Annotated in this window: 15 protein-coding genes and 1 pseudogene; 7 read left to right on the top strand and 9 right to left on the bottom strand. The window is 58.1% G+C overall.

Going from position 1 to position 16,485, the window contains the following annotated elements; translation table 11 throughout:
* Positions 1 to 1,026, top strand: a pseudogene (locus RUA4292_RS22725) (glycine dehydrogenase (aminomethyl-transferring)); the annotation flags it as partial.
* Between the two features lie 34 nt (positions 1,027 to 1,060).
* Here the strand turns inward: RUA4292_RS22725 and RUA4292_RS22730 are convergent.
* Positions 1,061 to 2,260 carry a cytochrome-c peroxidase gene (locus RUA4292_RS22730; protein WP_306346080.1) on the bottom strand — a complete coding sequence of 400 codons (1,200 nt, stop codon included), beginning with the start codon at positions 2,258 to 2,260 and terminating at the stop codon, positions 1,061 to 1,063.
* Between the two features lie 84 nt (positions 2,261 to 2,344).
* Here RUA4292_RS22730 and RUA4292_RS22735 point away from each other — a divergent pair, with 84 nt between their 5' ends.
* The gene (locus tag RUA4292_RS22735; protein ID WP_058279677.1) at positions 2,345 to 2,815 is read left to right on the top strand and encodes a tetratricopeptide repeat protein; all 471 of its coding nucleotides are present in this window, start codon (positions 2,345 to 2,347) and stop codon (positions 2,813 to 2,815) included.
* A 34-nt stretch (positions 2,816 to 2,849) separates the two neighbouring features.
* On the opposite strand, the gene RUA4292_RS22740 is transcribed toward RUA4292_RS22735, so the two are convergent.
* The 6 genes from RUA4292_RS22740 to RUA4292_RS22765 are packed head-to-tail and all read right to left on the bottom strand — an operon-like array spanning position 2,850 to position 8,425.
* Positions 2,850 to 3,911, bottom strand: coding sequence for a TRAP transporter substrate-binding protein (locus RUA4292_RS22740; RefSeq protein WP_058279678.1), 1,062 nt, complete (start codon positions 3,909 to 3,911; stop codon positions 2,850 to 2,852).
* A gap of 24 nt (positions 3,912 to 3,935) precedes the next feature.
* Entirely contained in the window at positions 3,936 to 5,225 is a 1,290-nt protein-coding gene (locus RUA4292_RS22745) for a TRAP transporter large permease (protein ID WP_058279679.1), read from the bottom strand.
* A complete protein-coding gene (locus RUA4292_RS22750; protein WP_058279680.1) occupies positions 5,226 to 5,813 on the bottom strand; it encodes a TRAP transporter small permease in 588 nt (195 codons plus the stop codon). It abuts the gene before it with no gap.
* Positions 5,814 to 5,865: 52 nt separating this feature from the next.
* Positions 5,866 to 6,381, bottom strand: a complete 516-nt coding sequence (locus RUA4292_RS22755) for a flavin reductase family protein (RefSeq protein WP_058272664.1) — start codon at positions 6,379 to 6,381, stop codon at positions 5,866 to 5,868.
* Positions 6,381 to 7,271 (bottom strand): aldo/keto reductase, encoded by an 891-nt coding sequence (locus RUA4292_RS22760; protein ID WP_058279681.1) that lies wholly within the window; start codon positions 7,269 to 7,271, stop codon positions 6,381 to 6,383. The genes RUA4292_RS22755 and RUA4292_RS22760 overlap by 1 nt, the downstream gene beginning before the upstream one ends.
* Positions 7,271 to 8,425 (bottom strand): LLM class flavin-dependent oxidoreductase, encoded by a 1,155-nt coding sequence (locus RUA4292_RS22765; protein ID WP_058279682.1) that lies wholly within the window; start codon positions 8,423 to 8,425, stop codon positions 7,271 to 7,273. Before RUA4292_RS22765 ends, RUA4292_RS22760 begins: the two co-directional genes overlap by 1 nt.
* Positions 8,426 to 8,531: 106 nt before the next feature.
* Between RUA4292_RS22765 and RUA4292_RS22770 the strand changes: the two genes are divergently transcribed.
* The 5 genes from RUA4292_RS22770 to RUA4292_RS22790 all read left to right on the top strand — a co-directional run bounded on the left by RUA4292_RS22770 (position 8,532) and on the right by RUA4292_RS22790 (position 14,176).
* Positions 8,532 to 9,242, top strand: coding sequence for a GntR family transcriptional regulator (locus RUA4292_RS22770; protein ID WP_058279683.1), 711 nt, complete (start codon positions 8,532 to 8,534; stop codon positions 9,240 to 9,242).
* Positions 9,243 to 9,254: 12 nt separating this feature from the next.
* Complete coding sequence (locus RUA4292_RS22775) at positions 9,255 to 10,352, top strand: Gfo/Idh/MocA family protein (RefSeq protein ID WP_058279684.1); 1,098 nt, start codon at positions 9,255 to 9,257, stop codon at positions 10,350 to 10,352.
* Positions 10,353 to 10,511: 159 nt separating this feature from the next.
* Complete coding sequence (locus RUA4292_RS22780) at positions 10,512 to 11,666, top strand: phosphoserine transaminase (RefSeq protein ID WP_058279685.1); 1,155 nt, start codon at positions 10,512 to 10,514, stop codon at positions 11,664 to 11,666.
* Positions 11,667 to 11,724: 58 nt separating this feature from the next.
* The gene (serA, locus tag RUA4292_RS22785; RefSeq protein WP_058279686.1) at positions 11,725 to 13,320 is read left to right on the top strand and encodes a phosphoglycerate dehydrogenase; all 1,596 of its coding nucleotides are present in this window, start codon (positions 11,725 to 11,727) and stop codon (positions 13,318 to 13,320) included.
* Positions 13,321 to 13,438: 118 nt separating this feature from the next.
* Complete coding sequence (locus RUA4292_RS22790) at positions 13,439 to 14,176, top strand: metallophosphoesterase family protein (RefSeq protein ID WP_058279687.1); 738 nt, start codon at positions 13,439 to 13,441, stop codon at positions 14,174 to 14,176.
* On the opposite strand, the gene RUA4292_RS22795 is transcribed toward RUA4292_RS22790, so the two are convergent.
* Positions 14,163 to 15,680: a malonate--CoA ligase gene (locus RUA4292_RS22795; RefSeq protein ID WP_058279688.1), complete on the bottom strand. Its 1,518-nt coding sequence runs from the start codon at positions 15,678 to 15,680 to the stop codon at positions 14,163 to 14,165. The two genes, RUA4292_RS22790 and RUA4292_RS22795, sit on opposite strands and share 14 nt — an antisense overlap.
* Positions 15,681 to 15,762: 82 nt before the next feature.
* Entirely contained in the window at positions 15,763 to 16,467 is a 705-nt protein-coding gene (hutC, locus tag RUA4292_RS22800) for a histidine utilization transcriptional repressor HutC (protein WP_058279689.1), read from the bottom strand.
* Positions 16,468 to 16,485: the final 18 nt, after the last annotated feature.

Below are 16,485 nucleotides of genomic sequence, written 5' to 3' on the forward strand. Positions count from 1 at the left end.
CAGGTTGTGCCGGTGCAAGCCGATGACAAGGGCAACATCGACCTGAATGACTTCCGCGCCAAGGCGGAAAGGCATTCGGACCATCTGGCCGCCTGCATGATCACCTACCCCTCGACCCATGGCGTGTTCGAGACCACCGTTCAGGAGGTCTGCCAGATCACCCATGACCACGGCGGTCAGGTCTATATCGACGGCGCCAACATGAACGCTATGGTCGGCCTGTCGCGTCCGGGTGACATTGGCGGTGACGTCAGCCACCTGAACCTGCACAAGACCTTCTGCATCCCGCATGGCGGCGGCGGCCCCGGCATGGGCCCGATCGGCGTCAAGGCGCATCTAGAGGAACACCTGCCCGGTCACCCGGAATACGGCACCGCCGTGGGCCCGGTCTCGGCCGCGCCATTTGGCTCTCCGTCCATTCTGCCGGTCAGCTGGGCCTATGTGCTGCTGATGGGCGGCGCCGGTCTGACGCAGGCCACGAAAGTGGCAATCCTGAACGCCAACTACATCGCGGCACGCCTGCAGGATGCCTATCCGATCCTCTACACCTCGGACACGGGCCGTGTGGCGCATGAATGCATCCTCGACACCCGACCCTTGGACGAGGCGGCACAGGTCAGCGTCGACGACATCGCCAAGCGTCTGGTCGATTCCGGCTTCCACGCGCCCACCATGTCCTGGCCGGTGGCCGGTACCCTGATGGTCGAGCCCACGGAATCTGAACCCAAGGACGAGCTGGACCGCTTCTGCGACGCCATGCTGTCCATCCGGGCCGAAGCGCAGGACATCATCGACGGCAAGATCGACGCGGAGAACAACCCGCTGAAAAACGCCCCCCACACGGTGCGCGATCTGGTCGGCGACTGGGACAGGCCCTACAGCCGCGAACAGGCCTGCTTCCCCCCAGGCTCCATGGGCGTCGACAAATACTGGTCCCCCGTAAACCGCGTCGACAACGCATATGGCGACAGAAACCTAATCTGCACATGCCCCCCAATGGACGCTTACGAAGAAGCCGCAGAGTAAAATCAAAGCCCCCGTTGAAAAGCGGGGGTTTTTCTTAGGGTGCGAAGTCAACGGGTACGCCAAAGGGTGGCGTGTCCACGCTGGCCCCGGTCAGGGCGTGCAGAAACGAGACAAGGCTGCTGATTTCCGTTTGTGATAGTTTCACCGGAGCGATGTCGATCTTACTGCGCACGCGCTGCATCTCAAACTGGTCTTGCCAAACAACAAAATCTGCCTTTTGCAGCCATGGTACACTGGGTAATTGCGCCATTTCGGGTGCCCAGTTTGCGAAACTGGCCAAAGGGTCCAGGTGATGGCGGATCATGCTTTCAAGGTCAGGAAAGGCGCCGTTATGGCCGTAGGGTGCGGTCAAGGCAACGTTGCGCAGCATCGGAGTACGGAAGCGATAGGCATCCTCAAGCCGGTCACTTTCGCCCATCCGGCCCACGTCGCGAACATGGGGATCCCACTGCCGGGTACGGCCGGGACCAAATGGGGGTAGGGCCAAAGCGTGGAATTTCTGATCGGACATAAGCGGGCCAGAATGGCAGTCAGAGCATTGTGCTTTTTCGTAGAACAGGTTCATTCCGTTCTGTTGAGCCGGCGACAGGGCATTTGTGTCCCCGGCCAGATACCGATCAAATGAGCTGTCGGTGCTGCGCCATTCGGTGGCCATGAACGCTGCCAGCGCGTTGACGATTTGTGTGATCGAGATGTCTTCGGTCGTCTCGACCTCTTCAAACGCGGCGACCATTGCCGGGCCATAGCGCGGATCGGTGCGGACGCGTTTTGCCAAAATCGGCCAACCCTTGTCGATGCGATCATGGACCGCGCCCGTGACCTGGTTTTCGGCGACATTCCCGGCCATTTCGAATTGCGAGGTCAGTGGAAACAGCGCTTGCGCGGCCAGCAGCGAATTCAGACCGTCAGGCAACCATTCCTGCGCGGGTGAGTTGAACCCGTTGCCATACACGTCTGAAATACTCAGGCGGCCATCGTGGAATACCGTATGAATGTCTTTTGCCCCAAGGTTCCATAGACCCGGCGAATTGCGCGGAATACGTTTGCGGATTTTTTCCGCTCCGGTTCCAGGGGTTCGGTCTGGGCCGAGCCCATGACCACCCTCGCCAATACCCAGCGATAACCCGTCGGACGTGCCGAAATCCGGGTGATGGCAATGGGCGCAGGTGATGTTCTGATTGCCGGACAGGATCGGATCGTAAAACAGTTGATGACCGATGGCGGCCTGTTCCATATCAAAGGCGATGAAGTCATTATCCGTCAGCGGGCGCGGCAATTCCTGCGCCGCCGCCGCACCGACGAAAAGGAAAACAGCCCCATGCGCCAGTTTGTATTTGCCCTTTGCTGTCTTGCGACCCCGGCGCTGGCCGAACTGGAGCAGGCCCGCGATATGATGGAGGCAGGAGAATTCGAGGCCGCGCGCGAGGAGCTTTGGCCTGCCGCACGTTCTGGCAACGCCGAGGCCGAGGAGCTCATCGGTGTTATGTACGGCCTTGGATTGGGTGTCGAACAGGACTATGAGCGGGCTTTTGAATGGTATCTGCGCGCCTCGATGAAGGGGCATCCGGGGGCCCAATCCGGCGTTGGCTGGTACTATGAGTTGGGCCTTGGCATGCCCGCGCCTGATTTGGTGCGGGCTTACATGTGGTACACGCTCAGCGCCATTGGCGGCGATCCCGACGCGGCGATCAGCCTTGAGGAAGTGGTCAAGAAAATGTCGCCGGAGCAGATCGAAAAAGCGCATGTTCTGGTCAACGACTACAAAGGGTGGATGTACCCGTTTCGGTGAAAGGGCCGGGCCATAAGGCCCGACCCACAATCGATTAATTCAGGTCTGCATCGCGCGACGCATTGATCTCGCCTTCGGCGATGGACACGGCCTCGGTCAGCGCGGCAAAGATCTCATCCCCACGGGCCACGTTGGACTGGAACCACTCGTAAACCGGTGTTGCTGCGTCTTTGAACGCGGCTTTCTGTTCAGGTGTAGGAACGTACAGATCACCACCACCTGCGACGAAATCTTCATAGGCCTGGATCGATTTGCGTTTGGGCGATGCAAAAGTCGCTTGCTGCAGGGCATAGAACCCATCGACCACAACACGGCGCAGTTCTTCGGGCATCTCCTGGAACTTGGCGTTATTCATCCACCACAGTGCACCCATGTAGGCGTGGCCGTCCAGCGTGACGTATTGCAGACCGGCATCCGGGAACTTCATACCCATGATGTCGGTGATGCCGTTCTTGGAGCCTTCGACTACACCAGTCTGGAAGCTGGTGAACAGTTCCGGCCACGGGATCGGAGTAGGTGACGCGCCCAGAGCCTTGACGAGCTCCTGTGGCAGGTCGGCGACCACGGTGCGGATTTTCAGGCCTTCCATGTCGGCAGGTTCTGCGATCCGGCGTTGCGTGTTCGCGAAGTTCCGCCAGCCACCGGTATTGCCGATGGTCATCAGGCGGATCGCACCACCGGAATCCTCCAGCGCCATCTCGCGCATCGTGCGGGTGAAGTCACCGGACAGAACACGCTCGGCTACGCGATCATCCGCCATCAGGTAGGGCAGGTCGAGAACCTGCACATATGGGAAGATGCCCGACGCGCCACCAGAGGTGGAGATGTAGATGTCGATTGTGCCATCAGCCACACCCTGCAAGCATTCGGCGCCATTCGAACAGAGTTGCGTACCAATGAACAGCTCCACCTCGATCGCGCCGTTTGAGGCCGCTTCGACATAGTTCTTGAAGACGATCAGACCGTCATAGTCCTCGTCGTTTTCGTTTGAGTTTGCTGTCGCGCGAAGCGTGTAATCTGCTGCCGTGGCCGCGATGGCCGATGCGGCAACCAGCGACGTCGCTAAGGCTGCTGTTTTGATAAATCTTCCGAGCATGCGTTTCCTCCCTGTGATACTCAGTCAGTTTGCAAATCCCGTTATGCGCGGGATCGTCATGGATAGTGCGGGGATATAGGTGATCAAAAAGATCACTATGATTTCGACAGCCAGAAACGGCAGGATCGCCTTGGCGATTGTCTCGACCTTTTCGCGCGACACGGCGGCGGCCACGAACAGGACCAGCCCCATGGGCGGCGTGGCCAGACCAACGGTCAGGTTGACGCTCATGATGATGGCAAAGTGGATTGGATCGACGCCCAGGCTGGTGAAGATCGGCGCAAGGATCGGGCCAAGGATGATGATCGCGGGACCTGCGTCCAGGAACATGCCAACGACAAACAGCAGCAGGTTAATCAGGAACAGCAGGATCAGCGGGTTTTCTGACAGGCTGAGGATCAACTCGGCCAGTTGTTCGGGCGCATGGCTGAGACTGACCACGGTTTTGAAGGCCATCGCCGCGCCGACCAGCAACAAAACGACGGCCGAGGTCAGACCCGCATTGCTGAGAATTTCAGGCACCTCTTTCAGCGTCAGCGTGCGCAGGACAAAAAAGCCGATGAGGAACGCATAGCCGACGGCGACCGCCGCGGCCTCGGTTGGCGTGAAGATACCACCCAGAATACCGCCCAGAATGATGACAGGCGTCAGCAGTGGGAAGAACGCTTTGAGGCTGGCCTGTCGGCGCTCGCCCCACGTGTATTTCCGGCTGGCGACGGGAAAGTCGTACTTGTCAGCCATAACCTTGATCATCAGCATCAGGCCGACGCCGACCATCACGCCGGGCACGATGCCGGCCAGAAACAGAGCGGCAACGCTTTCACCCATGACATAGGCATAGATGATCATAATACCCGAGGGCGGGATGATCGGGCCGATCACCGAACTGGCCGCCGTGATCGCGGCGGCGAACTTGCGGGTATAGCCCTGTTTTTCCATCGCTGGGATCAGCATTGAACCCAGCGCCGACGTATCGGCCACGGCTGAGCCTGACAGCCCGGCAAACAGGATCGAACTCAGCACATTTACATGCGCCAGACCGCCCCGAAAATGGCCCATCAGGGCTTGGCTGAACTCAACCAGACGGATTGTGATGCCGCCGCGGTTCATCAACTCTCCGGCCAGCATGAAGAAGGGGATGGCCATCAGCGGAAAGCTGTCCATGCCGTTATAGACATTGCGATACAGCAGCGTGATGTCGGCCGTCTGACCGTTCAACCACAGAAGAATGCCTGGTGCAGCCAGCAATGCGAAAAAGACCGGCAGGCCGATCAGCAGAAACACCAGAAATGTGGGCAGGAACCATATCAGCATCTATTCGGCCCCCACAGGTGCATCGGCAATGTCTGGCAGCAGATGACCGCCGCCCAACAGGGTCACGACGGCGCGCAAGATCAGCTCGATATTGACTGAAATCAGCAGGATGACCCCAACCAACAGTGAGGCCATCATCCAGCTGCGCGGAATGCGGTACCACTCGTCAAACCCAAAGGATGTTGGCAGATACAGCGCCGCTGTCGCGAATTTGCCGCCAAACCCGGTCACCTCGGACCAACCGATTTTGACGGCCACCAGCAAAACGGCCAGCGAAACCAGCAGCAGCAGGATGTTCAGGGTTTGCCCAATCCCACGCGGCAGCATCAGGGGCACCATGTCGATGGCGACAAACCCGCCGCGCCGAAATGCCGTGGGGGCCATCAGGCCGGTCATCCACAGCATGCAGAACCGAGCGGCCTCATCCGGCCAGGGCAGCGCGTTGCCCAAAACGTATCTGAAGAACACCTGTATCAGGATTGCGATTACCATCAGTGCAATCGCAACGACACCAACCGCGCGGCCCAATCGCAGCACGGCTTCATTTACAAACGCGATCGGCGCAAGCACCGACGTCAATCCGCCCATGCGGATCCTCCCTTTTCAGCCGCGGGCTTTCACCGCGACAGTTATTCCGCGCTTACTGGTGCGCGAATTGGCCGAGCTTTCCGGCGTAGAAGGTCAATGCGTCTCCGTCCGCCATACTGGCACGCAGGACCTTTCCAATAACAATAACGTGGTCGCCGGCGTCGTGATAAGCGTGTTGCTCACATTCGAAACGGGCCAGACAATCGGGCAGCAGCGGGGTTCCGTTTTCACAGCGCTCGTGGTCGATGTCCTGAAGCGCAAACGCGTCTTTCGAGCATCCAAAGCAAAGCTCGGCCTGTTCTGCTGAAAGGACGTGAACACTGAAATGCCGTGCTTCTTGGAAATAACGGAACCGGCGCGAGTTGCGATCGCCTGCCCACATGACAAGTGGTGGGTCCAGCGAAAGGGACGAAAAACTGTTGGCGGTGATGCAGACCGGCCCGTCTGTGCTGTCGCAGGTGACAACAGTGACACCGGTGGCAAAACGACCAAAAGCGTCGCGCAAGGTTCGGGTATCGTCCCTGTGGGGAACGAATGTGCGGGTCATGTCCTTTGAGATTGCATTCATCATGGTACCTCATGCCCCAGTGCCGCCTCATACAGGCGGTACCAGCTTTCGCGATCCAAATTGACTTTCAGCGCGTCAGAGATGCGCTTGATCCGGTCCAGATTGTTGGTGCCCAAGACCGGAAGAATGCCTGCAGGGTGGGCCAGCAAAAACGCCACCGCCACGGCGGCGCGATCCACGCTGAATTCCTCAGCGATTTCGTCCGCTACAACCCCGACCGGAGGGTTTCCAGCCATCAGCAACCCGCCACCCAAGGGTGACCACGCCATCACCGGCTGGCCATGCTGCTGATGAAACGCCAGATCACCGTTGGTGAAGGGGCCGATTTCGCCCAGAGAAATCTCGATCTGGTTGGTCACCAATTGGGTTTTCATCGCCGATTGGAGCAGGCTCCAGTCCCAAGGGCGGAAATTGGACACGCCAACCGCGCCGACCTTGCCGCTGGCGACAACTTCGTCCAGCGCAGCACCGGTTTCGTGGTGGTCCATAAATGGATCCGGGCGGTGAATCAGCAGCAGGTCGATATGATCGATGGCCATTTCGGACAGCGATGTGTCAACCGATTTAAGTATATGCGCGCGCGACGTGTCATAGTATTTGCAGTTGGCGTCCGCATACCGACCCATCGGCGCGACGATGTCACATTTGGTGACGATTTCCATCTGCTGACGCAGGCCCGGTTTTGCGCGCAAGGCGTTGCCGAGGACAGCCTCGGCCGCGTAGCCGCCATAGATATCGGCCTGATCGAAGGTGGTGATGCCCTGATCCAGACACGCCTGTATCTTGGCTTCGACATGACCCGTCGAAGTGTCGTCGTCGTCGCCCAGCCGCCACATGCCGTACACAATGCGGCTCATGTCCAGCGAGTCAGATAGTTTCACACGTTGCATTAGCGACGAACTCCGTTGCCCAGCGGTGTGGCCGGGGTATTTGCAGGGACCCTTCCGTAGGCTTCGGGAAGGGAACAGGTTTTCAGATTAGGCATAACACGGCTGCCAAAATGGCGAGCTTCGTCCATGTGCGGGTATCCCGAGAAGATGAAGGCGCGGATGCCCATCTTTTGATATTCCTCGATCTTGGACATGACCTGATCGGTCGACCCGACCAGTGCTGCACCGCACCCAGACCGCGCGCGGCCAACGCCGGTCCAAAGGCCGGGTTCGACATAGCCATACTCATCAGCCAGATCGCGGTTCTTGGCCTGATGCGCGACGCCCAGTGATGTCGAATCCAAAGCACGCTCACGGATGGCGCGACCGTATTCGTCATCTAGTTTCGAGACGATGTAGTCGGCGTATTCCTGCGCTTCGGCCTCAGTATCGCGGACGATCATGTGGACACGCAGGCCGTAATCCAGTGTGCGGTTGTAGTTCTCGGCAACCGCATGGACGGCTTTCATCCGTTCGGCCAGTTGATCCTTGGTCTCGGGCCACATCAGGTAGACGTCGCAATGCTCGCCACACAGATCCAGAGCGGATGGGGAATAACCACCAAAATACAGCAGTGGGCCGCCGGTCTGATATGGCTTCGCCGGATCGGTCGTCAGCCCTGAGAAGTTATACACTTCGCCCGCATGATTGATCTCATCCTGCGTCCATGCCTGTTTCAGTATCTCCACCACTTCGCGCGAGCGCTGATAGCGATAGGCGCTGTCGGCTTTCTCACCCGGGAAATCGGATGAGATTATGTTGACAGTCAAACGCCCCTGCAGCATGTGATCCAGTGTTGCGATGGTGCGGGCCAGCATGATGGGCTGCATCTCGCCGCAGCGCACAGCGGCCAGCAAGTTGATCTTTTCGGTGATCGGCGCGCAGCCTGCCACAAAGCTAAGCGTGTCTTGCCCCACCTGATAAGATGACGGGCACAGGATGTTTCTAAACCCTTGCGCCTCGGCCTCTTTCACGATGCCTGAACAGTGATCCCAGCTGGATCGCAGGTCACCATCGGGAATTCCAAGAAACTGGTAATCGTCCGAACACAGCGCCGCGAACCATGAAACCTCGGCCGCATCCAGATTGGGTGAGGTGATGGGGACGATGGTCATCTGATTCGTTCTCCGCAGGACTGTGACTTTCCTCTTGCGTATCAATCACATTGATGTAGATCAATGGTGTATCAATTTTTCCTGCGACCGAGTGAAGCGCCAAAAGATGTCTTCTGCCAACCGAAACCCGAACGCCCTGCCGGTTTATGTTCAGATTGCCGAGCTTTTGATCCGCGACATCGCTGCCGGTCGCCTGATTGATGGAGAGCGTTTGCCGCCCGAACGGGACCTTGCCGCGGAACTGAAGGTATCGGTAGGGACCCTGCGAAAATCGCTGGCTGAGCTAAAGAAAAAAGGGATGCTGGAGCGTATTCAGGGTTCGGGCAATTATGTACGTGAGACTGGAACGCAAAACAGCGTCTATGCAATGTTCCGACTGGAGCTGCCTGAAGGCGGTGGGTTGCCGCGGGCGGATATCCTGTCAGTTGACCATCTGAAAAAGCCCGCAGATTTGCCGCGATTTGGTTCGTCGGACATGGGCTCGCGGGTGCGCCGAATGCGCTACCTGAATGATACAATTATCGCGGTCGAAGAAATCTGGCTGGATGAGTCTGCTGGTTTGATTGATCGACAGCTGCTGTCCGACTCGCTTTATCGGTACTACCAGCACCAGTTGGGATTCTGGATCACGCGTGCTGAAGACAGAGTTTCCCTCAGGATGTTGCCGGATTGGACGCCCCCTGATTTCACTAGGTCAGCCGGAGAAACGGTTGGCTACATCGAACGGTTCAGCTGGTCGGAAAAAACCGAACCGGTTGAGTTTTCAAAAACATGGTTCGACCCGGATCGGGCCACCTATGTCCAACGACTGAAGTAAAAGGAACTGCGTATGACCCGGACCATTCACTACGGGCTGATCGGATGCGGTATGATGGGGCAGGAACACCTGCACAATATTGCCCTGCTGGACGACACGCGCGTTTCAGCGATTTTTGAGCCTGACGCCGAGATGGCGAAGGCAGCGCAGGCGATTGCGCCTGATGCGGTGATGGTGTCTTCGGTCAAGGACTTGCTGGCGGTCAAAGATCTGGACTGCGTTGTCATCGTCAGCCCCAATCATGTGCACGTGGATCAGATCGAAGAAATCGCCCGGACGCGTCCCTTGCCGTTGCTGGTCGAAAAACCACTGTTCACCGATCCTGCAGATGTCGTGCGGCTAGAAGTGATCCTGCGCGACTATCCCCACCCGATCTGGGTTGCGATGGAATACCGCTATATGCCGCCCATTGCTGCGCTGATTGCTGAGGCTGAGGCCACGGGCGGCGTTAAGATGCTGTCGATCCGCGAGCATCGGTTTCCGTTTCTGGAAAAGGTCGGGAATTGGAACCGGTTCACCCGGAATACCGGCGGAACATTTGTCGAGAAGTGCTGCCATTTCTTCGACCTGATGCGTTTGATCCTGCAATCCGATCCGGTTCGCGTCACAGCCAGCGGCGGGCAGGCGGTCAACCATCTGGATGAGGACTATGAGGGCGAAACGCCCGATATCCTTGACCATGGCTATGTCATTGTGGACTTCGCCTCGGGCGCGCGTGCGATGCTAGAGCTGTGCATGTTTGCCGAGGGATCACGGTATCAAGAGGAAATCTCGGCCGTTGGGCCAGACGCTAAGATCGAAGCGTTGGTGCCAGGGCCGGGGCGGTTCTGGCCGGAACATCTTGGCACACCGCCGGTCCCGCAGATCATTGTCAGCCCACGCGCCCCAAAAGGTCCGGTCACCAAAGAGATCCCCGTCGATCCGCGCCTTTTGGCCGCCGGGGACCACAATGGTTCAACTTTCTACCAACATCAGGGTTTCTTAGCTGTGCTACGAGGCGAAAAGGCACAACCTGACGTCACCCTGAACGATGGCCTTTGGGCCGTGCGCATCGGTTTGGCGGCGCAACAGGCATTGGAAACCGGAGAGACTGTGCGCCTCTCGTCTTGATGCCGATAGGAAACCCGCGTTCCAGATACGCACATAATCGGGTGTCGTTTTTGGCACCCGATGCGTCTTTTCCGCTTGCTGGGCGTCGTTCGAGGCAATAGCTCTGTTCGTGGGACACCCCTCCCCAACGAGGGGCGTGTATCTGTAAGGGTAATACACATGAGCATTAAAAAACCGGCAACGCGGCCGGCAAATCCGCGTTTCTCCTCAGGCCCCTGCGCCAAACCCCCCACATTTGATCTGACCAAACTGGCCGATGCCGCGCTGGGCCGGTCGCACCGTGCTGCGGTCGGCAAGGACAAGCTGAAGGCCGCGATCGAAGGCACGCGCGAAGTGCTGGGCATTCCGGCGGATTACAAAATCGGCATTGTTCCCGCCTCGGACACGGGCGCGGTCGAGATGGCCCTGTGGTCGCTGTTGGGCGAACGGAAGGTCGAGATGCTGGCCTGGGAGAGCTTTGGTGCCGGTTGGGTGACCGACGTTGTCAAACAACTGAAGATCGACGCCGAGGTGAAGACAGCGGATTACGGTCAGATTGTCGATCTGGCCTCGGTCGATTTCGCCAATGACGTGGTGTTTACGTGGAATGGCACGACCTCGGGCGTGCGGGTTCCGAACGGCGACTGGATCGCCGATGGTCGTCAGGGTCTGACGATCTGCGATGCGACCTCGGCGGCCTTTGCGATGGACCTGCCCTGGGACAAGCTGGATGTGACCACGTTCAGCTGGCAGAAGGTTCTGGGTGGTGAGGCCGCGCATGGGATGCTGATCCTGTCGCCCCACGCGGTTGAACGGTTGGAAAGCTACACCCCTGCTTGGCCATTGCCCAAGATTTTCCGCCTGACCAAAGGCGGCAAGCTGATCGACGGTATCTTTACCGGGGCCACGATCAACACGCCTTCCATGCTGGCGGTTGAGGATTACCTATTCGCCTTGGACTGGGCGCGCTCGGTCGGAGGGCTTGAGGGCCTGATCGCCCGTGCTGATGCCAATGCCGGTGCTGTGCACGCGTTCTGCGACCAGAATGACTGGATTGCCAACCTGGCCGAGGATGCAGCAACGCAGTCGAACACGTCCGTGTGCCTGAAATTCACTGACGCACGCATTCAGAACGGTGCAACATTCGCCAAAGCTGTGGCCAAGCGGCTTGAGGCTGAGAATATCGCATTGGATATCGGCGCCTATCGAGACGCACCCGCAGGCCTGCGCATCTGGTGCGGTGGCACGGTTGAAACCTCGGATATCGAGGCGATGTTGCCCTGGCTGGCATGGGTCTTTGAGGCCGAGATCGTGGCGCAGACAGAAGCTGCCTGACCCTTTTTACCGGGCCGTCTCAGGCCCGCATTTTTCATGACATTCAAGGACCACAAACATGGCCCCCAAAGTACTCGTATCCGACAAACTCAGCGAAACCGCCGTGCAGATCTTCCGCGACCGCGGCATCGACGTGGATTTCATGCCCGATCTGGGCAAGGACAAGGACAAGCTGGCCGAGCTGATTGGCCAGTATGATGGTCTCGCCATCCGTTCGGCCACCAAGGTTACGCCGACCTTGCTGGAAAAAGCCCACAATCTAAAAGTGATCGGTCGCGCTGGTATCGGCACCGACAATGTCGACAAGGATGCCGCGTCGAAAAAGGGTGTGATCGTCATGAACACGCCGTTTGGCAACATGATCACCACGGCCGAACACGCTATCGCGATGATGTTCGCCGTTGCGCGGCAAATCCCCGAGGCCAGCACTTCGACCCATGCGGGCAAGTGGGAAAAGTCCAAGTTCATGGGGATCGAGCTGACCAACAAGACTCTTGGCGTCATTGGCGCGGGCAACATTGGCGGTATTGTCTGTGAACGCGCGCTGGGCCTGAAAATGAAGGTCGTCGCCTACGATCCCTTTCTTGGCGAAGAGAAAGCCGCCAAGATGGGTGTCGAAAAGGTCGAGCTGGACGAATTGCTGGCCCGCGCCGATTTCATCACACTGCACGTACCACTGACCGACCAGACGCGCAATATCCTGAGCCGTGAAAACCTGGATAAGACCAAGCCGGGTGTACGCATCGTCAACTGCGCCCGTGGCGGTCTGGTCGACGAAGAGGCGCTGGCCGAGATGCTGCAATCCGGCCATGTTGCAGGGGCCGCGTTTGATGTGTTCAAAGAAGAACCGGCAAATGACAATCCGCTGTTCAACTTGCCGAACGTCGTGTGCACGCCGCACCTTGGTGCTGCAACGACCGAAGCGCAGGAAAATGTTGCCCTGCAGGTGGCTGAACAGATCTCGAACTATCTGCTGACTGGCGCGGTGGAAAACGCGCTGAACATGCCCAGCGTCACCGCCGAAGAAGCCAAGGTCATGGGCCCTTGGATCAAGCTGGCCGGTCATCTGGGTAGTTTTATTGGTCAGATGACCGATGAACCGGTTAAGGCAATCAACATCCTGTATGACGGTGTCGCGGCTGAGATGAACCTGGCTGCCCTGAACTGCGCCGTGGTTGCCGGGATCATGAAAAAGTTCAACCCGGAAGTGAACATGGTGTCAGCCCCGGTTGTAGCGAAAGAGCGCGGGATTCAGCTATCGACCACCAATCAGGACAAGACCGGTGTCTTTGACGGCTACATCAAGGTGACTGTAGTAACCGATAAGCGCGAACGCTCGATCGGGGGTACGGTTTTCAGCGATGGCAAACCACGCTTTATCCAGATCAAAGGCATCAATATCGACGCCGAAGTCGGTGCCCATATGCTCTATACCACCAACGAAGACGTTCCGGGCATCATCGGCGCGCTGGGTCAGACCATGGGCGAGAACGACGTGAACATCGCTAACTTTACGCTAGGCCGTGCCGAAGCGGGCGGAGAAGCGATTGCTTTGCTGTACGTGGACGAACCTGTTCCGGCCGAAGCGCGGGCGAAACTGGCGGAAACGGGGCTATTCACTCAGATCAAACCGCTGGAATTTGACGTAGCATAAGATTCTGTCCGAAAATTGTGACCTTGGCGATGCCCGTGCAAAAAATGTGCGGGCATTGTCTTTTTTCTGCAACCGAGTTGTTGCACAAAGTGACTGACATATTCCAAGAGGTAGCGTTTTGAGCATCCCAATTTACGCGGTCGGCGATATCCATGGGCAAATGGGCATGCTGCAAAACGCGCTATCCCGGATCGAGGCGGATGGCGGGCCGGATGCGCGTGTTGTCTTTCTTGGGGACTATGTGGATCGTGGCCCGAACAGCCGGGAGGTTCTGGATCTGCTGATCGAAGGGCGCAAGGCGGGGCGGAACTGGGTCATGGCCAAAGGCAACCATGACAGGATGATGGTCCGTTTCGTGCAGGATTGCGAGATCGCAGACAAGCAGTTGCCGATCACTTTGAACTGGCTGAATCCCCGGCTTGGGGGCCAAGAGACGCTGGCATCCTACGGTGTCGAGGTCACGGACAATGACCGGATCTTTCAGGTTCACGAACGGGCCTGCGCCGCTGTGCCGCCGGAACATTTGGATTTTATCAATGCTCTGCCTGCCTATCATCAAGAGGGTGAGCTTTTGTTCGTTCACGCGGGCATCCGACCTGGTATCCCCTTGGCGCAGCAATCCGAGGATGATCTGGTTTGGATACGACAAGAGTTCTTAATCGAATCCAGCCCGTACCCTTGGCTGATCGTGCATGGGCACACACCCGTGGATACGGCGGAGCATTGCGGCAATCGTGTCAATCTGGACGCAGGGGCAGGTTATGGTCGACCACTGGCCACAGCAGTGTTCGAAGGGCGTCAGTGCTGGTTGCTGACGGAGGCCGGCCGGGTCCCGTTAGAGCCTAATCCGCGGTAAACATATCTTTGTAAAGCTCGCGCAAGGCGTTCTTTTGCACTTTCCCCATGGTGTTTCGGGGCAGTTCATTCAGCACGATCAGTTGGCTGGGGTGTTTGAACCGCGCCAGTTGGTTCTGAACGCGGGCCATAATGGCATCAAGGTCAGGCGCTCGGCCCGGTTCTGCAACCAGAATACCCAGAACGGTTTCGCCGAAATCAGCGTGTGGCACGCCAATTACGGCGCTTTCCAGCACACCGGGCTGGTCGTCCAGCACCAGTTCGACCTCCTTGGGGTAGATGTTGAACCCGCCCGAAATGATCAGGTCCTTGCCGCGACCCACGATGTGTACGTAACCATCCACGTCCACGCGCCCGAGATCACCGGTGATAAAGAACCCGTCTTCGCGCAATTCCGCGGCGGTTTTTTCGGGCATTTGCCAATAACCTTCGAAGACGTTTGGTCCGCGCACTTCGATCATTCCTATCTCGCCTTGCGGTAATGCCTCGCCGGTTTCAGGGTTGGTTACCTTTAGTTCGACACCCGGCAGCGGGAACCCGACAGTTCCTGCGCGACGTTCACCGTCATAGGGGTTCGAGGTGTTCATATTGGTTTCTGTCATCCCATAGCGTTCCAGGATGCGGTGTCCGGTCCGGTCCTCGAACCGTTCATGCGTCTCGGCCAGCAGGGGGGCCGAACCCGAGATGAACAGCCGCATGTGCCCGGCCAGATCACCGGTGAACCGATCATCCGCCAGCAATCGGGTATAGAAGGTCGGCACGCCCATCATCGAGGTCGCATTGGGCATCAGGCGCAGGACATCATCCAGATCAAACTTCGGCAGAAAGATCATCGAACCGCCCGAAGCCAGAATAACGTTCGTCGCTACAAACAGCCCGTGGGTATGAAAGATCGGCAAGGGGTGCAGCAGCACATCATCCAGCGTAAACCGCCATTCGTCCACCAGCGTCTCGGCATTGGACAGCAGGTTGGCTTGCGTCAGCATCGCGCCTTTGGAGCGCCCGGTCGTGCCAGAGGTGTAGAGGAATGCGGCAAGATCACCTTCGGTTCGCTTGACTGGTTCGAAGGCAGGAAGCATACCCAATGCCCGCCGCATCAAGCTGCCCGACCCATCTGCGTTGAGCGTCTCTAACCTTGCGTTTTGCGCCTCGGCGATAGGCGTCAGTTCCGCTTGTTTGGCGGCATCGCAAACCACCAGCGCAGCCCCACTGTTTTTGATGAAATAGCTGAGCTCGCCGGATGTATAGGCGGTATTCAGCGGCAAAAAAATCAATCCGGTTTGGGCGCAAGCCGCGTAGAGCGCCAGCGCTTCTGGTGACTTTTCCACCTGAACAGCAACTCGGTCTCCGGGCTCAAGCTCGTACCCGTTCAACGCGTTAGCGATTCGGGCTGCCGTGTCCAGAAAAGCCGCGTGGGTAATGGTCTGGCCGTCGGGCAGAAGAAGGAAAGGCGTATCCTTGCCTGCATGGATGCCAAACAACCGATCATAGAGTGGGTTACCCATCCCATATTTCCTTCGCGCAGGATCAGAATACGCTGAATCTGGCGTGGATTAGGGACACGGTAAAGCAGAAATCGCGGTCAGCTCAGAACTGAGTGGTCATCCGGTACCCTGCGGCGAAGTACATCTTTGCAAAGGTGACAGGCTCGCCCTCAAGCCATGTGATCCGTTCGCCCGTGAACACCGGCTCGCCGATGGGCAGATCCAGGAATGCGGCCACCGAGTCATCGGCGCGACTGGCCAGGAAACTCAGCTCGACATTGGTGAAGGGAACGGTCTGTATAAGCCATTCATTCGGGCCTATTGAGGCGAAGTCCGCATTCACCACCTGCGGAACCGAGTCTATAACGATCCACCGGTCTTCGTATTGAAACGGAGTATTGCCGTTAAAATGCATGCAGCGAACATGCATCACGCGTTGGTCCGGTTTCAGCGCCAGTCTTGCGCAAAGCCATTCGGGCGCTCGCTCGGCAACAGACGAGACCAGCGCATAGCGATAGATTCCGCCCAACGCCTCAACCTCGTCCCGCACCTTGGGTATCGTGAAACGGGCCTGCCTTTGCGGCGCGCTTAGAACCCGTGTACCGGCTTTGCGACGACGTTCCAGAAATCCTTCGTCCGCCAGCTCTCGCATTGCGCGGTTCACGGTCGTTCTGGTGCACGAGAATTCGACGGCCAGGTCCTGCTCGTTGGGCAGCAGCGAATCCGGCTGCCACTCACCCGACCGAATGCGCGCCAGCACGGTTTCCTTAATGTCCCTGTAGCTGGTGGTTTCGTTAGATTGGGTCATGGTGCCTCTGGTTACCTG

Origin of the sequence: Ruegeria atlantica (assembly GCF_001458195.1) — a bacterium.
GTDB classification, from domain to species: Bacteria; Pseudomonadota; Alphaproteobacteria; order Rhodobacterales; family Rhodobacteraceae; genus Ruegeria; species Ruegeria atlantica.